This window comes from Gordonia sp. SCSIO 19800 (assembly GCF_018132775.1).
GTDB lineage: Bacteria > Actinomycetota > Actinomycetes > Mycobacteriales > Mycobacteriaceae > Gordonia > Gordonia hongkongensis.
This window is the reverse complement of the sequence record NZ_JAGRQM010000022.1, coordinates 22,375-44,399: the sequence shown is the minus strand read 5'-3', so window position 1 is coordinate 44,399 and position 22,025 is coordinate 22,375. Positions and strand designations below refer to the sequence as shown.

20 protein-coding genes and 4 pseudogenes are annotated in these 22,025 nt (G+C 67.2%); 7 read left to right on the top strand and 17 right to left on the bottom strand.

The window, feature by feature from the left end; translation table 11 throughout:
- Positions 1-4 precede the first annotated feature (4 nt).
- The 6 genes and pseudogenes from KB201_RS20345 to KB201_RS20320 form a co-directional block, all read right to left on the bottom strand.
- Positions 5-1,018, bottom strand: a complete 1,014-nt coding sequence (locus KB201_RS20345; protein WP_078113855.1) for a YihY/virulence factor BrkB family protein — start codon at positions 1,016-1,018, stop codon at positions 5-7.
- A 134-nt stretch (positions 1,019-1,152) separates the two neighbouring features.
- A complete protein-coding gene (locus KB201_RS20340; protein ID WP_078113856.1) occupies positions 1,153-2,487 on the bottom strand; it encodes an NAD(P)H-binding protein in 1,335 nt (444 codons plus the stop codon).
- Positions 2,488-2,693: 206 nt separating this feature from the next.
- Positions 2,694-3,131, bottom strand: coding sequence for a nuclear transport factor 2 family protein (locus KB201_RS20335; protein WP_078113857.1), 438 nt, complete (start codon positions 3,129-3,131; stop codon positions 2,694-2,696).
- Positions 3,132-3,260: 129 nt separating this feature from the next.
- Positions 3,261-3,603, bottom strand: a pseudogene (locus KB201_RS20330) (uracil-DNA glycosylase family protein).
- 2 nt (positions 3,604-3,605) lie between these two features.
- Positions 3,606-4,161: pseudogene (locus KB201_RS20325) on the bottom strand (hypothetical protein); the annotation flags it as partial.
- Positions 4,158-4,474 (bottom strand): annotated as a pseudogene (locus tag KB201_RS20320) (glutathione-dependent formaldehyde dehydrogenase); the annotation flags it as partial. The pseudogenes KB201_RS20320 and KB201_RS20325, both read right to left, overlap by 4 nt.
- A gap of 190 nt (positions 4,475-4,664) precedes the next feature.
- On the opposite strand from KB201_RS20320, the gene KB201_RS20315 reads away from it, so the two are divergent.
- The 4 genes and pseudogenes from KB201_RS20315 (at position 4,665) to KB201_RS20300 (ending at position 9,250) form a co-directional block, all read left to right on the top strand.
- Entirely contained in the window at positions 4,665-5,459 is a 795-nt protein-coding gene (locus KB201_RS20315; protein WP_078113858.1) for a PfkB family carbohydrate kinase, read from the top strand.
- Between the two features lie 117 nt (positions 5,460-5,576).
- A pseudogene (locus tag KB201_RS20310) lies at positions 5,577-7,195 on the top strand (pyruvate oxidase).
- A gap of 45 nt (positions 7,196-7,240) precedes the next feature.
- Positions 7,241-7,681, top strand: coding sequence for a DUF1622 domain-containing protein (locus KB201_RS20305; protein WP_211540233.1), 441 nt, complete (start codon positions 7,241-7,243; stop codon positions 7,679-7,681).
- An 84-nt stretch (positions 7,682-7,765) separates the two neighbouring features.
- The gene (locus KB201_RS20300) at positions 7,766-9,250 is read left to right on the top strand and encodes an NAD(P)/FAD-dependent oxidoreductase (protein WP_307848096.1); all 1,485 of its coding nucleotides are present in this window, start codon (positions 7,766-7,768) and stop codon (positions 9,248-9,250) included.
- Positions 9,251-9,280: 30 nt separating this feature from the next.
- Here KB201_RS20300 and KB201_RS20295 read toward each other — a convergent pair whose 3' ends face one another.
- From KB201_RS20295 to KB201_RS20260, 8 genes are all read right to left on the bottom strand, one after another.
- Positions 9,281-10,099: a DUF1206 domain-containing protein gene (locus KB201_RS20295; RefSeq protein ID WP_078113861.1), complete on the bottom strand. Its 819-nt coding sequence runs from the start codon at positions 10,097-10,099 to the stop codon at positions 9,281-9,283.
- Between the two features lie 80 nt (positions 10,100-10,179).
- Entirely contained in the window at positions 10,180-11,271 is a 1,092-nt protein-coding gene (locus tag KB201_RS20290; RefSeq protein WP_068972509.1) for a YihY/virulence factor BrkB family protein, read from the bottom strand.
- Between the two features lie 69 nt (positions 11,272-11,340).
- Entirely contained in the window at positions 11,341-12,066 is a 726-nt protein-coding gene (locus tag KB201_RS20285) for a 1-acyl-sn-glycerol-3-phosphate acyltransferase (protein ID WP_211540231.1), read from the bottom strand.
- 80 nt (positions 12,067-12,146) lie between these two features.
- A complete protein-coding gene (locus KB201_RS20280; protein ID WP_078113864.1) occupies positions 12,147-13,190 on the bottom strand; it encodes an NAD(P)-dependent alcohol dehydrogenase in 1,044 nt (347 codons plus the stop codon).
- A 294-nt stretch (positions 13,191-13,484) separates the two neighbouring features.
- Positions 13,485-13,856 carry a TraR/DksA C4-type zinc finger protein gene (locus KB201_RS20275; RefSeq protein ID WP_058250540.1) on the bottom strand — a complete coding sequence of 124 codons (372 nt, stop codon included), beginning with the start codon at positions 13,854-13,856 and terminating at the stop codon, positions 13,485-13,487.
- Positions 13,857-13,881: 25 nt separating this feature from the next.
- A complete protein-coding gene (locus tag KB201_RS20270) occupies positions 13,882-15,390 on the bottom strand; it encodes a YdiU family protein (RefSeq protein WP_211540229.1) in 1,509 nt (502 codons plus the stop codon).
- Between the two features lie 90 nt (positions 15,391-15,480).
- Positions 15,481-15,684, bottom strand: a complete 204-nt coding sequence (locus tag KB201_RS20265; protein WP_068972513.1) for a zinc-ribbon domain-containing protein — start codon at positions 15,682-15,684, stop codon at positions 15,481-15,483.
- 56 nt (positions 15,685-15,740) lie between these two features.
- Entirely contained in the window at positions 15,741-16,328 is a 588-nt protein-coding gene (locus KB201_RS20260; RefSeq protein ID WP_211540276.1) for a GNAT family N-acetyltransferase, read from the bottom strand.
- A gap of 101 nt (positions 16,329-16,429) precedes the next feature.
- Between KB201_RS20260 and KB201_RS20255 the strand changes: the two genes are divergently transcribed.
- Complete coding sequence (locus KB201_RS20255) at positions 16,430-17,221, top strand: DUF1542 domain-containing protein (RefSeq protein WP_211540227.1); 792 nt, start codon at positions 16,430-16,432, stop codon at positions 17,219-17,221.
- A gap of 40 nt (positions 17,222-17,261) precedes the next feature.
- On the opposite strand, the gene KB201_RS20250 is transcribed toward KB201_RS20255, so the two are convergent.
- The gene (locus tag KB201_RS20250; RefSeq protein WP_211540225.1) at positions 17,262-18,101 is read right to left on the bottom strand and encodes a helix-turn-helix transcriptional regulator; all 840 of its coding nucleotides are present in this window, start codon (positions 18,099-18,101) and stop codon (positions 17,262-17,264) included.
- A 116-nt stretch (positions 18,102-18,217) separates the two neighbouring features.
- On the opposite strand from KB201_RS20250, the gene KB201_RS20245 reads away from it, so the two are divergent.
- Positions 18,218-19,159 (top strand): SDR family oxidoreductase, encoded by a 942-nt coding sequence (locus tag KB201_RS20245; protein ID WP_211540223.1) that lies wholly within the window; start codon positions 18,218-18,220, stop codon positions 19,157-19,159.
- Positions 19,160-19,291: 132 nt separating this feature from the next.
- On the opposite strand, the gene KB201_RS20240 is transcribed toward KB201_RS20245, so the two are convergent.
- Positions 19,292-19,435 (bottom strand): hypothetical protein, encoded by a 144-nt coding sequence (locus KB201_RS20240; protein WP_156422431.1) that lies wholly within the window; start codon positions 19,433-19,435, stop codon positions 19,292-19,294.
- Positions 19,436-19,637: 202 nt separating this feature from the next.
- On the opposite strand from KB201_RS20240, the gene KB201_RS20235 reads away from it, so the two are divergent.
- The gene (locus KB201_RS20235) at positions 19,638-20,408 is read left to right on the top strand and encodes a DUF6319 family protein (RefSeq protein WP_211540221.1); all 771 of its coding nucleotides are present in this window, start codon (positions 19,638-19,640) and stop codon (positions 20,406-20,408) included.
- 304 nt (positions 20,409-20,712) lie between these two features.
- Here the strand turns inward: KB201_RS20235 and rsgA are convergent, their stop codons facing one another.
- Positions 20,713-21,798: a ribosome small subunit-dependent GTPase A gene (rsgA, locus tag KB201_RS20230; RefSeq protein ID WP_211540219.1), complete on the bottom strand. Its 1,086-nt coding sequence runs from the start codon at positions 21,796-21,798 to the stop codon at positions 20,713-20,715.
- Between the last annotated feature and the right edge of the window lie 227 nt (positions 21,799-22,025).

The window sequence follows — 22,025 nt, the reverse complement described above, 5'->3', positions numbered from 1 at the left end:
ACGGTCAGCCGCGTTCTGGACCGGGGGAGCGCGGGCCCGCCTCAGCGCCGGACTCGACGTCACGCGGATTGTCGAAGGAGACGTCGATCTCCTGAAAACCCTTGTTGCGCTGCGCGAGAACCTGCGCCGAGTACGCCGCCTCGTCGCCCTTCGTCAGACTGACGTTGTCGGTGAACGGGGTGAGCAGCGAACGTGGATAGAGCCGGTCGACGCGAACCGCGTTGGTCTCGAGACAGATGACGATCACGATCGACGACACGTAGAGGAAGGCGAGCAGGCCCAGCACGATTGCGAAGACGCCGTTGGTGGAGCTGGCGTTACCGATGACGTGCTGCACATAGACCGCGCCGAAGGTCTGGATGATCTGCCAGCAGACCGCCGCCCCGAAGGCGCCCGGCAGTACGTCCCGGATCGACACGTCGCGGGCCGTGCCGATCCGAAAAGCCACGGTGAAGACCAGCGTGCTCAACGCCACCGATCCGAGGATCGCCAGCCAGCGTCCGACGATGCCGAGTTCGAAGGCGGCCGAGACGCCGTTGACGACGGTCAGGCCGATGACCGCAACACCGATCGTGGACAACAACAGAAGGCCACGCAAACGGGCGAAGATCGGGTCGGGACGCTCGTTGCGCGGCACTGCCCAGATCGTGTTCATCGCGTTCTGGGCGGCGACGGCCACTCCGAGGCCGCCATACAGCGACACGACAACCCCGATGATGATGGCGGTGGCCCCGCCGCTGAGCTTCTCGGGTTCGCCCAACTGCCCACCGATCACCGGGATCTGGCTCATCGCCGAGTCCAGGATGCGGTCTTGGAGGTCGGGGTTGTCGGCCAGGACGATCCCCAGCACGGTCGCGAACAGCAGCAACAGTGGGAACAACGAGATGAACGCGTAGTAGGCACAGAGCGCGGCCAGATAGGCGCCCTGATCGTCGACGAACTTGTAGATGACGGCAAGCGGAAAGCCGGTCGCCGGATGACGCCGCTGAAAACGGTCGACCCGCTCAGTCAACGACACCCGATCATCCTTCTCCTCGCCGGACCGTGCCTGTTCCCCGTTCCGTTGAACGAGTCGTTCACCGGGGGTACCACGGTCGTGCCGACTTTAACCCGAGCACGAGACGATTCGGGACACGTCATCGGATCGGATGTTCACCGGAACGGATCGAAACCCGGGATGCCGAGGGCGCGGAAGGGTGTTCCCAGACGCCAATAGGCCAGCCCCGCCAGCCCGCGCGGGAAGTAGCGGTCGGTGGTCGTGACCGTCACCGACCCGTCCGCGTCGTCCGCATCCTGGAGGCGGTACTCGCGATACGATCTGCCGAACCGGTTGTCGCGCAGACGAATACGAACTCGATCCGGTCGTTGCGCGAGCACGATCTCACCGCGGTGCCGCGCATCCCGCTCGAGCCGCTCCCAGACCGTCGCACTACTCGCGCGCTCACTGACCCGGGTCTCCGATTCGAACATCTCCTCACCGGCCCACTGTGGATCGGTCGGAAGAGGTTCGGCCGGCGACACGTCTACGGACGCGTTGGCCCACGAGGCACGGCCATCGCCGCGCGCCGAGCGTTCGAGCGTGTGGGCAACCGCCTCCGAGTAGGAGGTCAACCCCCCTTCCGGACGATCGATGATCGCGTCGACGGCCCGGTCGCGACAGACGGCGTCGCATTCGAGGGACTCGATCAGCGGTCGAGCGATCTTGCCGCGAATCGGCGTGACGAACCGGACCCAGCGGCTCGCCAGCGCCGGCGTGAGATACGGCAGCACCACCATGACTCGGGGGCGAAGACCCGCGACCTCGGCATACACCTGCATCATGTCGCCGTACTCGAGGACGTCGGGACCGCCGATGTCCCAGGTCCTCGACGACGGGACGGCGGCGGTGGCGGCTTCCACAAGGTAGTGCAGGGCGTCGTCGACCGCGATCGGTTGGATCTTGTTGTGCACCCACCGCGGCGTCGTCATCGCGGGCAGTCGCTCGGTGAGGTGCCGGATGAGTTCGAACGAGGCCGACCCCGAGCCGATCAGCGTCCCGGCCTGCAACGCGATGGTCTCGATCGGTGAGTCGATGAGGATGTCGCCGACCTCGGCGCGTGAGGCCAGATGTTCGGACAGGTCGGTGCCCGACGGATGGAGACCGCCGAGGTAGACGATGCGCGACACGCCGTTCTGCTGAGCCGCGGCCACCACATTCTCCGCGGCACGCCGCTCTTCGGCCGCGAAGTCCGCGTCGGTGCTCATCGAGTGGACCAGGTGGTAGACGACATCCACACCCGCGAAGGCCTTGACCAGCGAATCGCGATCCGACAGATCACCCCGAATCACCTCGGCCGTCGGATCAGACAACCACGGTGCGTCGGCGAGCTTCTCCGGTGTCCGCGCCAGTGCGCGCACACGGTGCCCGCGTGCCAACAGCCGGGGCGCCAATCGGCCGCCGACGTAACCGGTCGCTCCGGTGACCAGACAGGTTCGCGACTCGTCCACCTGACTCCTCCGCTCTGGGGTGTTCCTCCCAGGCTATGGAGCGAAGCCGCTCGGCGCCGTCGCCTCGGCGCGGTCGGTGCCGGATCGTTCTCCGTGGCCACGATTCGATAACGGCACGTTTGGCCGAGACCGAACCCAGACCACCAGACCTGAATCCGACAGCCAGACCTTGATCGAAGTCTGGCGGTCGAGTTCAGGTCTGCCCGTCAGCTGTCGTTCGCGCCCGCCGGCGAATTCTCGAACCACAGGCACTCCTCCAGGAGGCCCGCGCTCTTCCAGCCATCCGCGGTCCGGACCATCGAATGGTGGTAGTTGCCGCCGCAGGTGCTGAGTTCGGGCATGCCGACGAAACGCATCGGGTTGTAGAACATGGCGCGCACGTCGGCCCGTTCTCCGTCGAACGTGTACTCGATGTTGGTGATGAAGTGCTGACTCACCGACACGAACGCGAAACTCTCCTCCAGCCACGCGGCGATCTCGTCCCGAGTGCCCGCCTGACCGTAGGGCGTCGACGAGTAGTCGACCACCGCCTCCGGGGTGAACACCGAGCGCCAGAGTTCCCAGTCCTTGGTGTCGACCGCTCGTGAGTACCGGTACAACGTGTCCGCGATGCCGAACCGGTCGCTGATCTCCTGCAGGTCCATCGTTCTCCCGTCCACCGGTATCGGTACGGGCAGCCCGTCGTGGCAGCGCCGAGACCGGCCGTCGCCGCCGACTATAGACACCAGTCCAGACGCTTGTCAGCGAAACCGCACCGGAGCGGGTGCCGCAAGTCAGGTCGATGCTGCGAGGTCGCGGACGACGCGGAGGTCGGCGACGAAGGCGTCGAAGGCCCGCTCGCGCTGATCCGTGGGTCCGCGGAGAATCGACGACGGGTGCACGGTCGCCACCACGGACTCGGAATGGTCGGGGCCGAGGTCTCCGTCGGCGCCGAGATCGAAGCGCTCGCCACGGTGTGGGGTGAGCCGGAAGTTGGTGCCCAGCAAGGCCTGTGCGGCCGTGGCACCCAGACACACGACAGCGGCCGGCCGGACCGACGAACGGTTCGTCGGCACGATCCTTCTGGTCACCGGGCTGTTCGCCGATGAACATGATCGTCGAACCGGGCGCGCCCACCCCACCGCGACACCCGCCGCGGCCCCGGTGATCACCCGCGGCCCGCCCACCAGCAACGGGTCGAACCGGGAGTGGTTGCCGTCGACGCGTTTCCGGCCACGGCGGGACGACCATCCGTGGTGGGAGAGTTCGGACCGGATGCCCGTCTCGGTCACCGGGTTGTCGGGGCCGACCGGTCGCGAACGACGCGAGGTGCGCCTCGATGGACGCCACGCGATCGGCGCCCAGCAGGATCAGCCAATGCGCCGCGCGCCCCTCGCTGTAGCGGGACGCGGAGCGTCGGATCACCCCGGACAGCCCGCGCGGCAGCGTGGACGTGCCGAAAACCGGTGGCAGAAAGGCATGTTCGTTCGATCGCTCGCGGGGCTGACGCTCGGGCTGGTCTTCGGGGACGGTCCAGTGGACGCCCGGGGCCGGTTCGACGGGCAGTTCGCGCGGAACCGCGGGGCGGTTTGCGGGGCCCAGGTCGACGCCCCATCCGGGTATGCGGTCGACCAGTGCGGCGGTGTCGGGGTCGTGGGGGCGGTCTGCGGGATAGCGGGCACGGGTCCTCCTCAGCCGGCGTCGGCAACGATGATTGGCTTGATGCAGTCGTCGAGCTCCTCGGAGAAGATGCGGTAGCCCTCAGCGATGTGCTCGAAGCGGAATTCGATGCGTGACAATGTGTGAAATAGCCGTTGCGGATGTGGTCGAACAGTCTCGGCCACTGCCGTTTGACCGGGCACTGGTTCATGTTCGGGGTGAGTCCCTTGTTCATGGCGTCGCCGAACTTGACCGCGCTGAACATCGGCCCGTACGCACCCATGACCGAAACGGTGCCGCCTTTGCGGACCGCATCGATGGCCCAGTTGAGGGCGATCGGTGACCCGCCTGCAGCTGGAACTTGGCCGCGGGGCCGCGGTAGACCATCGCGCACATCGTGTCTGGACTCATGCGCGTTCGGGTACCCCACAAATGCGGTACTAACCGCGCCGGCGGCGCGGTGCGCGCAGACCGGTGTCACGCGCGGGGGTGTAGAAAAGGAACCCGAATCCAGGACAGTCCTCGGGAGGAGATCGTCGATGTCAATGGTGTCTTATGTGATCGCCGGTTCGGAGGCCAGCGGGGGAGCGGGCATCCAGGCCGACCTGCGCACCTTCGCACAGCTGGGTACCTATGGTGTCGGGACCATCACCTGCATCGTGTCCTTCGACCCGAACAACGAGTGGTCCCATCGGTTCGTACCGATCGACTCCGGGGTGATCGCCGATCAGATCGAGGTGGCCACAGCCGCGCACGAACCCGAGGTCGTGAAGATCGGCATGCTGGGCACCCCGGCCACCATCTCCACGGTCGCGCAGGCGCTCGGCTCCCGACAGTGGCGAGACGTCGTCGTCGACCCGGTGCTGATCTGCAAGGGCCAGGAGCCCGGCGCCGCACTCGACACCGACAACGCCCTCCGCTCCGAGATCTTGCCGCTGGCCACCGTGGTGACCCCCAATCTGTTCGAGGCCGCGACCTTGGCCGGCATGGACGAACTGACGTCCACCGACGACCTCGCCGAGGCGGCGCGGCGAATCCATGATCTCGGGCCGAAGGTCGTCGTCGTGAAGGGCGGGGTCGGACTCCCCGGCGAGGAGGCGATCGACGTCGTCTTCGACGGCTCCGAGGTCACCGTCCTGCGTGCCCCGAAGGTGGGCGACGAGCGGGTCTCCGGAGCCGGCTGCGTGTTCGCGGCCGCCACCACCGCCGAACTCACCAAGGGCGCAGGGGTCCTCGACGCGATCCGGACCGCCAAGCAGTTCACCCACGACGGCATCGTCGGCCGGCTCGCCTCGAACGCACCGTTCGACGCCGTGTGGCACGGATCGAGGTGACCCACGGGCTAGTGCTCGGTCGGCCCAGCCCGTCGGGTGTCGGCGGGCTCCCCGGGTAGTCGAGCGACAGCCCGGCGGTCTCCGTCACCGTCCGGGACGTCGTCCCGAGGAGAACCGATGTCCGAGACCGTCGCCGACATCGTGCTGCAACGCCTTCGGAAGTGGGGGGTCCGGCAGGTTTTCGGCTACCCCGGCGACGGCATCAACGGCCTGCTGTCGGCCTGGGTTCGCGCGGAGGACGATCCGCAGTTCGTGCAGTCGCGCCACGAGGAGATGAGCGCGTTCCAAGCCGTCGGGTACGCGAAATTCTCCGGTGAGGTCGGTGTATGTGCCGCGACCAGTGGTCCCGGCGGCATCCACTCATCGACCGGGCGATCCGGATCGCGCTCGCCGAACGCGCGCCGACGGCCCTGATCTCTCCCTCGGATGTTCTCGACCTCACCTACGAGCCACCACAGCAGGCCTTCAAGCAGGTCCCGTCCAGCCTCGGGGTCACGTCGGCGACTCCCGCGCCGGACCCAGACGCGGTCTCGCGTGCCGCCGAGATTCTCAACTCCGGGGAGCGGGTCGCGATGCTGGTCGGCCAGGGCGCACGGGGATGTGCGCCCGAGCTCATCACGGTTGCGGACATCCTCGGCGCCGGTTGCGCGAAAGCCCTTCTCGGGCGAGATGTCCTCCCCGACACGCTGCCGTGGGTCACGGGATCCATCGGCCTGCTCGGCACGACGGCCAGCCATCGATTGATGACCGGCTGCGACACCCTGCTGACCGTCGGATCGAATTTCCCGTACTCGCAGTTCCTTCCGTCGTTCGGACAGGCCAGGGGAGTGCAGATCGACCATTCACCCGAGATGATCGGCATGCGCTACCCGAATGAGCTCAATGTCGTCGGCGACGCACGCGCCACGCTGCAAGCTCTCATCCCGCTGCTCGAACCCAAGACCGACCGCTCGTGGCGCGACAAGGTCGAAGCCGACGTCGAGCGCTGGTGGACGAACGCGGCCGGCCAGGCGATGACCGACGCGGATCCGGTCAATCCGATGCGCATCTTTCACGAGTTCTCGCCACGCGCCCCGTCGAATTGCATCATCACCGCGGATTCGGGCAGTGCCGCCAACTGGTACGCACGGCACATCGTCTTCCGCGACGAGATGAGGGGGTCGCTGTCCGGGACGCTGGCCACGATGGGGCCGGCGGTGCCCTATGCCATCGGCGCGAAGTGGGCGCACCCCGACCGGCCCGCGGTGGCCTTCGAGGGCGACGGTGCGATGCAGATGAACGGCCTGGCCGAGATGATCACCGTGGCGCACTACTGGCAGCAGTGGACGGATCCGCGGCTCGTCGTCGTGGTGTTGCACAACAACGACCTGAACCAGGTCACGTGGGAACAGCGCGCGATGTCAGGATCGCCGAAATTCGCCGCCTCACAGGAACTCCCCGACGTCGACTACGCGGCCTTCGCGCGGGGGATCGGACTCGTCGGGATCAACGTCGACGACCCGGATGGTCTCGGTACCGCATGGGACACCGCCCTGGCCGCCGATCGACCGGCGTTGCTCGACGTGCGTTGCGACCCGACGGTGCCTCCCGTCCCGCCGCACGCGACCCGCGAGCAGGTCCTCGCCCTCGGCGAGGCGCTGGTCAAGGGTGACGACGATGCATGGGCCGTCGCCAAGAACGCAGCCAGACAGGGAATCCGCCAGTTCCTACCCGGACGGCAGTCCGACAACGACTGACTACACGGGACACCGGCTGCGCCCCGGTCCCGTACTCTCCACCGCATGAGCGGTGAGGAACTCTTCACAGCGGTAGCGGTCGGGTTCGAGGCAGTCGGCGCTTTCGCGATGATCGTGGGAGCGATCATCGCGTGCGTGCTGGGCGCACGTTCGCTCCGTCGGGGAGAGGGTGGCAACACTGCCTTCTCGGTACTGCGCAACACACTCGGAGCAGCCATTCTCCTGGGGCTGGAAGTCCTGGTCGCGGCGGATCTCATCCGCACCATCACGTCCAAACCGTCGATCGAGGATGCGCTCATCCTCGGGCTCATCGTCCTCATCCGTACCGTGTTGTCGATGTCCATCCAAATCGAGATCGAGGGCGTGGCGCCGTGGCGTCGAGCGTTGCTGACCAGCGGTGGACAACTGCTCGGCGCAGCGGTCGCAAACGACGCAGCGGCTGCACGACCGGCTACGGCAAACGCCGCGCGGCGGGCCGACGGATAGCGTCGCCACCCGGTCTGGCGCCGACAACGACCGGCGAGGCATCCTGGATGCCGATCACCGACAGACCGACCGAAGGAGTGCCGGGTGACAACGATCCCAGACGAAGTCGATGTCCTCATCGTCGGTGCCGGGATCTCTGGCATCGGTGCGGCCCGCTGGGTGCGAACCGAACACCCTGGCAAGTCGATCGCGATTCTCGAGGCCCGGAATACCGCCGGCGGTACGTGGGACCTGTTCCGCTACCCGGGGATTCGGTCCGACTCGGACCTGCACACCTTCGGGTACGACTTCAAGCCCTGGACCGATCGACAGGCGATCGCCGACGCCCCGCGAATCCTCGATTACCTCCACGAGACGATCGACGAGAACGATCTCGCTCCGCTGGTCCGGTATGCGCATCGGGTGGTGGCGGCCGCGTGGTCGTCGGACACCGCGCGGTGGACGGTCGACGTCGAACACACCGACACCGGAACGCGAAGCCAGATCAGTGCGCGATGGATCTTCTGTGGCTCGGGTTACTACGACTACGACGCGGGGTTCGCGCCGGAGTTCGCCGGCACCAGGACGTTCCGTGGCGAGATCGTGCATCCGCAGCACTGGCCCGAGGACCTCGATTACACGGGCAAGCGCATCGTGGTCATCGGCAGCGGCGCCACGGCGGTCACGCTGCTTCCCGCGATGGCGGAACAGGCCGCGCACGTGACCATGCTCCAGCGCACACCGACCTACATCCTCCCGCTGCCCCGCGAGGACGCCATCGCCAACACCCTCAAGAAAGTGTTCGGCACCGAACGCGGATACGCATTGACCCGACACAAGAACGTCGCGCAGCAGCGGGTGCTCTTCGAACTGTGCCACCGATTCCCATCGGTCGCCCGTCGGGTGATCCGCAAGATCAACGAATCTCAGCTGCCCGAGGACTATCCGGTGGACACGCATTTCAACCCCCCGTACAACCCGTGGGACCAGCGGCTGTGTGTGGTGCCCGACGCCGACCTGTTCCGTGTCATCCGCTCCGGGGAGGCCTCGATCGTCACCGACCGGGTCGACACCTTCACCGAGAACGGCATCCGGACGGTGGGCGGGGAGGAACTCGAGGCCGACATCGTCGTCACCGCCACCGGGCTCAACATCAAGATCATCGGCGGCATCGAGCTGAGCGTCGACGGTGAACCGGTGTCCCTTCCCGACACCGTCGTCTACCGCGGGATGATGCTGTCCGGTGTCCCGAACTTCGCGCTGGCGATCGGTTACACCAATGCGTCGTGGACCCTCAAGATCGGACTGTTGTGCGAGTACTTCTGCAAACTTCTGGCGCACATGGATTCTCACGGATTCGACAGTGTGTGGGCGGTCGCGGACCCCGATATGCCGACTCGGCCACTGCTCGACTTCGGGGCCGGCTACGTCCAACGAGCCCTCGACACCCTGCCCAAGCAGGGAGCTGAGGAGCCCTGGGTGATGTCGATGAGCTACTACGCCGACCGCAAGTTGTTCCGTGGTGACGTCGCCGACGACAACGTCCGATTCGCGCGGGCGGGGGAGCGGGTGCGGTCGACGGTCGGGTAGCGGTGACGACTCGCCGGACGGCGGGCTGAGTCACATCCGCGCGAACCGCACCAGCCAGTAGCAGTAGACGCCGTAGGCGGCGATACCCACCGCGGCCAGGATCATCAGCACCTGCCCGGCGGGCAGGCCGGCCAGTGTCTTGACCGCTCCGTCGATCCCCGTGGCCTTCGACGGATCGGCAGTCGCAACAGCCACGATGACCAGGATGCCGGTGCCGGCCAGAACGACACCCTTGCCGCAGTAACCGATCACGCCCGCGATTGTCGCCGCCTTGTCGTCGGAGATCTTGAGATCGTCGAGGAACGACCGGCTGGCTCCCTTGTAGACGTGGTAGACGCCGACGCCGATGATGATCAGGCCGGCCGCGACGAGGACGAACTTGCCGCCACCGGACTGCAGGAGTCGCGCTGTCAGTCCGGCGTTCTCCTGACCGCTCGACTTGCCCTGGCCAGTCGCGAAACGTATTGCCGACCAAGCGAACCCGACGTAGACCACGGCGAGCGACAACGCTTTTCCGCGATCGAACCACTGCTCGGCGCCATCACTGTCCTCGCCCGGTTCGGTGGCGTGGGGTCCGACGACGGCCTCGGCGAGTCGCCACAGCGCGAGTGCTGCGAACGCGACCGCGGCCACCCACAGGACGACGCGGCCGCCGGACGAGTCGGCGAAGATCCCCAACGCACCCGACTGGTCGGCGTTCCCGCCCCCACCGAACGCGAGGCGCAGGATGATGTAGGCGATCAGCAGATGGAGCAGGCCGCTGACCGCGTGGCCGGCACGCGCCAAGCGTTCGAACCACGGGCTGTCGGTGGCGCGGTCGACCGCGCCGGTCACTTGATTGCGGCTCATCGCGCCACGTTCCTTCCGCCGATCGACCGAACTGGTGCCCGGCCGGTTCCACTGACGTTACGGGGGTGCCGGCCGGTCGCTCACTTCCCCTGCGAGTTACGAAGGGCCCGAGCCTGTTCGATGTACTTCTGGTCCTTCTCGTCGTTCTTGTCCGACGCCGTGGTGTCCCGAGGCGGCAGTTGCAGGTGCTCTTCGGCCGGCATCCCCGCCTGTAGCTGTCGGCCACGTTCGAGTTCGGAGTCGAACTCGGCCCCGAACAGCAGCGCGAGGTTCGTCAGCCACAGCCACAGCAAAAAGACGATGACCCCCGCGAGTGCGCCGTAGGTCTTGTTGTAGCTGCCGAAGTTCGAGACGTACAGCGCAAATGCCGCCGACGCGACGATCCAGGTGACGATGGCCAGCACCGCTCCGGCGCTGATCCACCGGAACTTCGGCTGCTGCACGTTCGGGGTGGCCCAGTACAGGATGGCGACGATCAAGATCACGAACAGGAGGAGGATGGGCCAACGGACGATGTTCCACACGGTGAGCGCGGTCTCGCCGAAACCGATGGCGTCTCCGATCGATTTCGCGATCGGTCCGCTGACCGCCAGCATGAGTGCCACTGCGGCGGCAAGGACGAGTGCTACAAGCGTGACGAGCAGCATGATCGGCCGCAGCTTCCAGAGGGGACGGCCTTCGTCGATCTCGTACATCCGGTTCATCGCGCGTCCGAACGCCCCCACGTAACCCGACGCGGACCAGAGCGCGCCGAGCAGACCGAGTACGAGGGCGAAACCGGCGCTGGGGGCGGCCACGAGTTGTTCGACGGGGCCCCGCAACGTGTCCACGGCCGACGACGGTCCGAGGTCGTCGACCATCTGCAGGACGGCGTCGGTCGTCTTCTCGCCCTGACCGAACACACCGAGCAGCGAGACCAGCGCGAGGAGCGCCGGGAACAGTGAGAGCACGGAGTAGTAGGTGAGCGCCGCTGCCAGATCGGTGCACTGATCGCGCGAGAACTCCCGCGCGGTCTTCTTCAGCACGAAAAGGAGCGACGGCTTGGTCAGGTCCGTGGGGGAGTCCGGCTTGCGCGGGTCATCGGGGTCGGCGGATCCGGGGTCGTCGCGAACGTCCGGTTCAGCTGAGGCGGGTTCCTTGTCAGCTCGTTCAGCGGCGTCATCTCGTTTCATCCCCTACGCTTAACCGGCGAACGCGCAAGCCAAACCCGGCCGACGTCGGCGCACCCGTCACCTGTGGGGTCAGCGCACGTGGCCGCAGGCGTCGTCGACCGCGCCCTGCAGATCTCGCTGGATCCACCGGGTCACGGCGGCGGGTGTGTCGTCTCGATGGGCGCCGAGGTCCACCGGTTCGCCCAGAGCGACAACGGGCCGGCCACCACCGGCCGGGTAGGCGATCCCGGCGGAGACCAACCACAGTCCGACACCGTCACGCAGGGCTCGATGGGCGATGTGGCCGATCCCGGTGCCGAGCCGCTGAACCTCCGTCGGGTCGCCCTCGTTGCAGGTCCCCTCCGGAAACACCGCGATGCTGTCCCCGCGCGCCATTCGTTCGACGCAGACGGCGATCATCTGACGCCCGGCGTCGGCCGCAGCTCGCACTCCGTGGTCCTTGCTGCGAAACACCGGGATCCCGCCCAGAGTGTCGATCTTCTTCCGCTGCTCCGCGTCTTGGAACAGCTCGTCCTTCGCGAGGACACGCAGGCTGCCTATCCGGCGCCGCAGCGGTGACCGGAAGCCCGCCGCTGCCAGTACCAGTGGGTCCCGTTCGGAGACGTGGTTTGCCGCGATGAGCAGCGGCACACCAGCGCGGACGAGGTCCGCGAGCCGGTCCCGCGACCGGAAGCGGACTACCGGCCTGATGCGGGCGGCCAGCACGGCGTACATCATTCGCGCCCGGGCCCGGTCCTGCTGATGGGTCAGGTAGTGCTCGTATACCGCCTGTGCCTCGGACAGCTCGACCTTCACCTAAGTTACGGTACCGTAGGTTGCGAGGCCGCGGTGCCGCAACGGGACTCCGCATGACAGCCCGGGTAACAGCTCCGAGGTCAATCGGGGACGACGACCGCCCGGCCACGCAGTTCGTTCGAGGCCAACCGCCGGTAGGCCTCGAGCCCGTCGTCGAGGGAGAACTTCTCGACGGCGACCTCCAGGACACCGTCGCGTGCGAGGTCGAGGACCTCGATCAGTTCGTGCCGCGCGCCCCAGTACGGCGCCCGGACCGACACCTCGTAGGGCTGGGTGAAGAAGCCGACCTTCGCCGCGGCGACACCGTCGCCGATGCCGACGATCACGACGTCGCCCAATGTGCCGACGATTCCCATCGCGGTGTCGATGGTCGGCTGCAAGCCGACGAAGTCGAATACCGCGGTGGCGCCGTCGTTTCCGGTGATCTTCCGGACATTCGCCACGGCGTCGGCATCGCTGAGAACGGTCTCGTGGGCGCCCACCTCGCGTGCGAACGCAAGCTTGTCCTCGCTGAGGTCGAGGGCGATGATGCGCGCCGGGGTCAGATGGCGCAACAGCTGAATCCCGATGTGCCCCAATCCGCCCGCACCGATGACGACGGCCGTGGTGCCGCCGACGAGCTTCGGCAGCGACGGTTTGATCGCGTGATACGGCGTGAGCCCCGCGTCGGTGAGCGGCACCGCTGCGATCGGGTCGAGGTCGCCGAGCGGAACGAGGTGCCGGGCGTCGTCGACGATCATGTAGTCGGCCATCGCACCTTCGTTGCCGAGCCCGGGTGGAGTGATGCCGAGTTCGGCCGCACGACTGCAGTAGTTCTCGAACCCACGTGAGCAGAAGTGACAGGTCCCGCAACCCCAGGGGCCGTAGACCGCCACCGCGGTTCCCTCGGTCAGCGACGTCACACCACTGCCGATCTCGGCGACCACACCGGCTCCCTCGTGCCCGAGCGTCATGGGTAACGGATAGGGAAAACCCTCGGCGGGCATGTTGAGCACGAAATCGTCGGAATGGCACGCACCGGCGGCAGTCACCTTCAACAACACCTGGCCGGGGCCGGGTGTCGGCTTGTCGACCTCGCGGAGCTCGGGCGGACTTCCTGGCTTGACGATCTGGATGGCTTTCATGCCGGACACCTCTCGGTTCGAGTCGTTTGCGTGCTCTCCCGCCCTCCGGTCTACCCGCGTATGGCGATACGCGCATACGTCGGCGGGAAACCAGACGCGAATTCCTGCTGAACCGCGGCACAGGTGGACTAGCCGATCAGAAGCCGGGACGGACCACGGAGTTCGATGTCGCGGCGTGTCGGGTGCATCAAACATCTTGGGGCAGAGTCAATCAGCCGAGACGACAACCGGAGGCGGAAGAGGACCGGATGCACTCTGGAGTACGGGTGGACCGGACAACGCTGCGACTCCGGGTCACCATCGTCGCGACTGATTCCGAGCGGCGCACCGCACACACTGCCGGGTGGCCGGCAGGACTTCGAGGCGCTCGGCACCGATGGGTTCGCCACAGTCCTCGCACCGGCCGTAGGCACCCGCGCCGACCCGGTCCAGGGCGGCACCGATCTCGTCGAGCCGGACTCGCGACCGTTCCAGCTGCGCAACCAGATGGCCGCGTTCCACCGCGAGAGTCGAACCCTCCGGGTCGTGCTCGTCGTCGGCCGCCGCGTCGCTCGTCGCCTCGAGCACCGCGGCCAGCCGGGACGACAACGATTCGATCAGCGCGGCGGTTCGTTCCCGTTCTGCGAGCAGCGCATCCCGCGACTCGTCGTCCTGGCTCGAGGTCACCGTGGGCCCACCGACGTCGTCTCGCTCAGGTGCCGCAGAAGGTCTGGAAGCTGTCGCTGAACGCCTGCGGGGCCGGCGCCGCGTAGTGAGCCCATTCGGTGCGGCGTTCGAACGGATGCGTGACGGGATCCATCAGCCGCGTGAACGGTTCCAGATCGCCGTCGGTCGCGGCGCGCAAAGCGGCGTCGACCTGATGGTTGCGCGGGATGTACACCGGGTTCACGGTATCCATCGTCTCGGCGACCGCAGCCGGCTCGCGACCGAGACGGGCGAGTTCACGGCGCCATCGTTCCAGCCACGGACCGATCTGCTCGCGCGGCATGAGGCTGATGATCGGGACCTGATCTCCGCGGAGTTCGTCGGCCAGTGCCCGGAAGGTGCCTGTCCAGTCCGCGCGATGATCACGCATCAGGGTCAACAGGTCGGCGACCAGTTCGGGTTCGGAAAGCGATTCTGTCAGAGCGATTTTCGACGCCATGCCGGTGGCGAAATGGTGTTCGTACCGCGCCTCGTAGGTGGCGAGCACGTCCGACGCCGCAGCGATCGCCTCATCGGGTGTCGGGGCCATGAGCCTGAGCAGGGTTTCGGCGAACCGCGCCAGATTCCACTTCAGGACGGCGGGCTGATTTCCGTATGCGTATCGGCCCGCGTGGTCGATCGAGCTGAACACCGCCGACGGGTCGAAGGAGTCGAGGAACGCGCAGGGCCCGTAGTCGATGGTCTCACCCGAGATCGTCGTGTTGTCGGTGTTCATCACACCGTGCACGAACCCCACCAGCATCCACTGGGCCACCAGTGCGGCCTGACGTTCGAGTACGGCTTCGAAGAACGCGAGATACCGGTTACCGTCGCCGGCCTCCGACGCTTTCGCGAGCTCCGGGTAGTGACGGCTGATCGCGTAGTCGGCGAGTTGTTGCGTCAGGTCGGTGTTCCGGATTGCGTACTCGAAGGTGCCGACACGAAGATGGCTGGCGGCGATCCGCGCCAACACCGCGCCGGGCTCGGCCCCGGTGCGCTGGATGTCTCGCCCCGTGGCCACGACCGACAGCGAACGCGTGGTCGGGATCCCCAGGGCGTGCATGGCCTCGCTGATCAGATACTCGCGCAGCATCGGCCCGACCACCGCGAATCCGTCGCCACCTCGGGAGAACGGAGTACGCCCGGAACCCTTGAGCTGTAGGTCGACTCGTCGACCGCCGCGGTCGATCAGCTCCCCGAGCAGCAACGCCCGGCCGTCCCCGAGAAGCGGTGTGTACCCGCCGAATTGATGCCCCGAGTACGCGGTGGCGACAGGGACGGCATCGGCGGGCGCGGCCGCACCCGACAGAAGTGCGACACCGTCGTCGGATGTCAGTGCCGCGATGTCGAGGCCCAGGTCGTCGGCGAGTGACTCGTTGACGACGAGCAGTCGGGGGTCAGGCGTCTCGGCACCCTGCCACGGCACGGTGAAGGGCGTCAGCTCGTCGACGAAGGTGCGCTCGAAGCCGGTGATCGCAGCACTCGTGCGGGCGGGAGTATCGGGAGAGACGGACACCCTTCGAGGGTAACCAGTTTCCGGACCGGCAAACCGGCGGCGCAGAAGGGGCGAGGGAGGAGTGTCCACCTCACTCACCCCGGACGGCGATCAGGCCGCCAGCGCCGCGCCGCAGATGCCGCAGGCCTCGAAGTTGCGCCGATTCCACCGGGCGATCGGGATGAAGAACACGCTGAACTGGCTGTATTCACGCATCCGCGCCCACTGGGTGGTGTTGTGGCAGCGGGGACAGGTGCGGGTCTGACCCGCACCGAGATGCTTCTGCCTACGGCCATATCCGAACAAGAAGAACACGCCGCCATCGTAGAGTTCGCGGCTCGCGGCGGCCGGTCACGCGCCGCGGTAGTCGATCACGGGCGGCGGACCAAGAGGTCGTTCTCGGCTGTGAAACCGCTTTGCTTGTACAGGTCTGTCGATGCTTCGGTCGGGTTGAGCACCACCTTCGCGTATCCACGGCCGTCCGCGGTCGCGACGGTATGCCGGACCAGCTCACGTCCGATCCCGGAACCGCGGAACGCCGGGCGGACGTACAGATGACCGAGATAACCCCATCGTCCGCCGGCGCCCTGTCGGGGACTCGGCATCCGGGCGTGTTCGGTCAAGCACACCATTCCCACGGTCATGTCGTCCATGCCCGCGGTCCAGACCGTTCGTCGCCCATCGTCCAACCAACTCGCAACTGCGGCGGCGAAGGCGGTATCGCCAAGCCACGGCCCTACGGAGCGATCATCTTCGTACGCCCACTCCCAGCGGAGCTCGGCCACAAGGTGGGAGTTCTGCGAAGGTTGAATTCGTACCGCGTGTCGACCGGTCACCCACCCAGGGTGACCGATGACGGTCTGCGGCTGCGCGTGCGGCACCGCAGAAACTCCGCGGCCACCGCCGGCCTCGCGGAGAATGGACGAGGCCGGAGGTCCTCGCCATCTGTCGACACGCATCGGGTCGGCGGGCATCGGTACGCTCGGTGGTGTCCGTTTTGTCGGCCTGACTCACCGCCACCGGGCTGCGGACTCGCGAAACCGGAGGGAAGCATGGAAGCATGGAAGCACTGATCCTGATCGCCGTCATCGTCGTGATCGTCGTCGGGGTGGTGGTGTTCGCCCAACAGCGTTCCGGCGCCACCGCGGCCCGCACCCTCGAGGACGCGAAAGCCGACGCACGACAGGTGATCGAACGTCTGGGCGGCCAGGTGTTCATGCTGGTCGGCGACGGCCCGGCATCGAAACAGGCGCTGGCCGACGCGGGGGAGCGATACACCGCGGCGGGGTCTCAGATCGAGCAGGCCAATTCGCCGGTTCAGGCGCGGCTGGCCAAACAGACTGCGATCGAGGGGCTCTACTACATCCGTGCGGCTCGGGCCGCCATGGACCTCGACCCCGGTCCGGCGATACCCGAGCTCGACGGGCAGAAGAGTGCCGGTGCGGTCACCGAGGACCGGACCGTGGAGTTCGAGGGACGAAAGGTCGCCGCATCGCCCAACCCGTCGGAGCAGACGCCCAACTACTATCCCGGCGGCCGCGTCGCCGGCAGGCCGGTACCCGCCGGCTGGTACTCCGAGCCGTGGTGGAAACCGGCTCTGGTCGCCGGCGCCTGGGGACTCGGATCGATGTTCCTGTTCTCGGCGATGTTCTCCGGCATGGCGGGCGTCCCCTATGACGCGCAGTCCTTCGAGAGTGGCGCCGGCGACGGTTCCGACGGTGGCGCCCTGGAAGGCGGTGACTCCGGCGACTTCGGCGGTGGTGACTCCGGCGACTTCGGCGGGGGAGATTTCGGTGGCGGCGACTTCGGCGGGGGAGCCGACTTCGGCGGTGGCGACTTCGGGGGGTTCTGAGCGGCCGCCCTCCGCGTGACTCGGCTTCGCTTGCCGGGTGTCAGGTCGCCGTGGGTGCCGCGACGACGGACAGCAACCGGAGCTTCTCGGCACTCGCACTGCCCGGGGTCGCGGTGTAGACGAGCAGCGAATGCGAACACCGCGGGTCGACCAAGATCTGGCAATTCAGCTCGAGCAATCCCACGTCGGGGTGCACGTGCCTCTTGATCTCGCGAGGCGCTATACCCACTTCGTGCCGTGCCCAGATCTCGCGGAACTCTTCGCTCTCGCCTGTGAGCCGTTCCGCGAGCGACGCCGCATACGACTGCGGGCCTCGTAGCGCAGCCACTCCTCGTAGTCCGGATACGTACATTCGTGAGTAGAAGTCGTGGTCGTCGGACGGATGCAATTGGCGAGCCCGCGGATCGGTGAACCACCGATAGCCGATGCTCCGCGCCGGCCCGTCGAACCGCATGAGGTCGCCGACCAGTGCCGCCCCGAGTCGGTTCTGGCGCAACGTCTCGCCGAGTTCGGTGACGATCTCGGCCGGGGTGTCGGCGAGTCGGTCGAAGATCCGCATCATGCCCGGGGAGATGTGCTCGCGGTCGGGTCCGCGCACGGGCGGCCGGTGGCCGGCGAGGTGGAACAGGTGGTCTCGCTCCTCGACGGAGAGGTGGAGGCCCTGTGCGATGGCGGCCACCATCTGTGGCGACGGTTGCGGGCCGCGCTCGCGTTCGAGTCGTGAGTAGTAGTCGGCGGACATGTGACACAGGGCAGCCACCTCTTCGCGACGGAGTCCACCTGTGCGACGGCGCTGCCCGCGAGGCAGTCCGACGTCTTCGGGCTGAAGGGCGGCACGCCTCACCCGAAGGAAGCCAGCGAGACCGGGTCGATCGATCATTCGGCCATTCTTGCGCGCCCGGAACCGCGGAGCCACGGATCGACAGGCCGTGGATAACGGTGCGACCCGCCACAAGACTGGAAGCGAGAACATTCCGAGTCCGTCAGGAGCTCCGCATGACACGAAACAGCAGATACAGCCTGTCCATCCCCGATCTCACGGGCCGTCGAGCGGTCGTGACCGGCGCGAGTGACGGCATCGGGTGGGAGATCGCGAATGCGCTCGCCGGCGCCGGTGCGGAAGTGGTCGTGCCGGTGCGTGATCCGAACAAGGGGGCGAGGGCGGTCGAGCGCATTCGTGATCGTCACCCCGCCGCCACACTCACGATGGAGGAAGTCGACCTGTCATCGATGGCATCGGTCGAGGCGCTTGCCGGCAGGCTCCGGGCGGACGGCACACCGATCGACATCCTGATCAACAACGCCGGGATCATGACTCCGCCGAAACGCCTGACCACAGGCGATGGATTCGAGGTCCAGTTCGGCACCAACCACCTAGGACACTTCGCCCTGACCGTCGCGGTGCTTCCGCTGCTCCGGTCCGGGAAGGCACGGGTGGTCTCGCAGACGAGCATCGCGGCAAAACGAGGCTCGATCAATTGGGATGATCTGAACTGGGAGCGCCACTACGACGCAATGAAGGCCTACCGCCAGTCCAAGATCGCGTGCGCGCTGTTCGGACTCGAACTCGGACGCCGAAGTCGCGCTGCCGGTTGGGATGTGACGAGCGTGATCTCCCATCCGGGCGTCGCCCCGACCAGCCTTCTCGCCGCTCGTCCTGAGGTCGGCAGGACCGCGCCGACGAGCGGCCGGCGGGTGATCGAGTGGATGTCGCGGCACGGCGTCGGTGTGGGCACCGTCGAAACCGCTGCCCTCCCAGCACTGATGGCGGCGACGCAGCCGGAGACGCCCGATGATGCGTTCTTCGGACCACGGTGGCCCGGTGACGCCGGCGGGCCGCCCGGATTACGGCAACCCTGGCAACCGTTCCGTGATCGCGAAGCGGCATCGCGTCTGTGGGCGATGTCTGAACAGCTCACCCGGGTGACAGCGGGCTGAAGACGGGCCTCCTGGCGCCGATGTGCGATCGTCAAGTGGTGTGTGCCACCTGCGGACCGAAGTCGACGCAGGTGACACACCGGCAATGAGCACTTGTGGTGCTTTCCACTTGAGGTCTGAGGGACGGCAGGTTCAGGGGAAGAGCGTCAGGAATGTCGCTGCCGAGGTCGCGCACAGCAGCGCCGCGATCGTGACGCCTGCATACGCGTGATCGGCAATCGGGGTCTCGCGTGCCTTGACCGACGATGTGCGTGTCGGGGTGCTGGCCTCTGTCACAAGTTGTCCCTCCGAAGACCCGTTACCTTCCCCGAGAACATTAGGGCCGCGAACGTTTCGCAGAGACCCGGCGGCGACGTTCGAGGCCACACCGATGCGAAGGGTCACGAAACGATAACGGTCATAGCTACTAGGTTTGAACTGCGCAAACGGCGAAGCGCCAATGGCGCGACGCAGTGATGGGTAACGCGGATTCGCACGCATGTGCGACAATGGCGCGGTGAGTTCACAGACGAGGGCCGGCTTGAGTCCCGACGACCTGGAGTCGCTGTCCGCGGCACTCGCGGCCGGTAAGCGAGCCACGGTCTATCTGCGCGATGCGATGCCATCGCTGAACCTGGAGGCCGGCGCCTCGGCGCGAGTCGTGTCGATCGACGGTACGACAGTGACGGTGAGCCCGAGGGGCGTCGACGACCAGTTGCCCTTCGAAGCCGACGAACTGCGACGTAACCGACCGGCGGCCGCAACCACTGCGACCGCTGCGGTTCGTCGACGCACAACGGAACCGGCGCCCCCGAAGCCACAACCGACGTCGTCATCGAAAACAGATGTCGAGGAATCGAATTCCGCCCGCCCGTCCCGAAAGGCGCGTCCTGCGACGGATGCCCCGCCGAGGGCGGCGGAGTCGGCGCCGGCTCCTGCGACGACCAGGTCGTCGCGAAAGGCGAAGACGGCGACCGCGCCGACCACGGTCACCATCACCGCGGCAGGGGAGAGCATGTGGACGCTGTCGGTTGCGGTCGGAACCAGAAAGCTGGCGAAACCCGTCGAGATCACCGCCGACCGGGTGGCCCGGGCGATGCGGGAGCTCGATGACGAGACCGCGATCGCCGCGGTCGACGCCGTCATCGAATCGGCCCGAACGGCCGCGCAACGCCGCATCGACGAACTCAGTCAGGAACTCGAAGCCGCGCGGGCCGCGCTGGCCAACCTCGACGGGTCCGTCGACGACCAGCGCGGCCTCGCTCGCTGAGGAGCGCCCGGAGCTTGCGAGGGCGACCCCCTGCTCCCTGAGGAGCGCCCGGAGCTTGCGGAGGGCGACCCACCCTGCTCCCTGAGGAGCGCCCGGAGCTTGCGGAGGGCGACCCACCCTGCTCCCTGAGGAGCGCCCGGAGCTTGCGGAGGGCGACCCACCCTGCTCCCTGAGGAGCGCCCGGAGCTTGCGGAGGGCGACCCACCCTGCTCCCTGAGGAGCGCCCGGAGCTTGCGGAGGGCGACCCACCCTGCTCCCTGAGGAGCGCCCGGAGCTTGCGGAGGGCGCGTCACGAAGGGCCCCGTCAGGCCTGCCGGTCCCGGAACCGGTACATCGCGCGAATGTCTCGCGTGATCGCTTTGTCCCGCTTGCTCCGTTTGCTCGCCTGTCGGGCGTCGCCCCGAGCGGCCGACCACTCACTTTCCCTCAGCAGCTTGCGATAGCGTTCCAGCCGGCCGGCGTCGAGTCGGCGGTCCCGGAACGCCTCCTGTACGGCACATCTCGGCTCACTGCGGTGTTCGCAATCGCGAAACGCGCACTCACGAGCCAGCTCTTCGATGTCGGCGAACGTTCGTCCGGCCGCCTCAGCGACATCCTGCACCCCGATCCCACGCAGGCCAGGTGTGTCGATGAGTACCTTGCCTCCCGGCAGGAGCAGCAGCTCGCGGTGCGCCGTCGTGTGCCGACCCTTTCCGTCGACCGCACGAATCTCGTTGGCCGCCATCTGTTCACGACCGAGCAATGCGTTGGCCAGGCTCGACTTGCCGGCGCCGGACGAGCCCAGCAGGACGGCGGTGCCGGTCATGGTGGACTCGAGGAGATCAACGCCTGCGCCGGTGATCGTGCTCGTCGTCACGATGTCGGCGCCCGGAGCGACCGCGGCGACCATCGCCTCACCCGGGAGAGGATCGTCAACCAGATCCGACTTGGTCAACGCGATGATCGGCCGGGTGCCGGCGTCGTAGGCCAACGTCAGCAGGCGTTCGATGCGACCGGCATTCACCCTGTCCGCGACCGACACCGCGATGATCACCGTGTCGACGTTGGCGGCGAGTACCTGCCGTTCCGATGTCCGATCCGAACTCGCGCGCGCGATCGCCGTCCGGCGCGGCAACAGGTGCACGATCCGGGCCTGCCCGTCGTCTCGGCGCAGCACCACCCAATCGCCGGTGCACACGGACTGTTCGCGCTCCGCAGTCCGCCCGACACCGCGGATGGCGCGGACCGGACCTGATGCGGTGATGGTGTCGCACCCTCCGCGATCCACCCGCACGACGCGAGCAGGCAGCTCGTCGTCGGACGCGCGGTCGGTGTACAGGGCCGAGAAATGCTCGTCCCAGCCGAGAGCGGCGAGCTCGACGGGGAAGGACGAATTACTTGCAGAATTCACTGTTGGGGACTTTCGAGGAATGCCCGCGACCCCAGGTGTCATCCGACTCGCAGCTCAGTCGGTTGTGCGAGAACGGTGTTCGAGGATCAGCAACGGGCTGGAGGAACAGGGATGGTTCGGATGCTGACGATGCCAGCGATCTCGACGGCAACCATCGACTCACCTCCAGGTCTCGTGCTGCCCCCTCCGGACAGCGCGGCTCACGCTAACACCGTCCGGCGATGCCC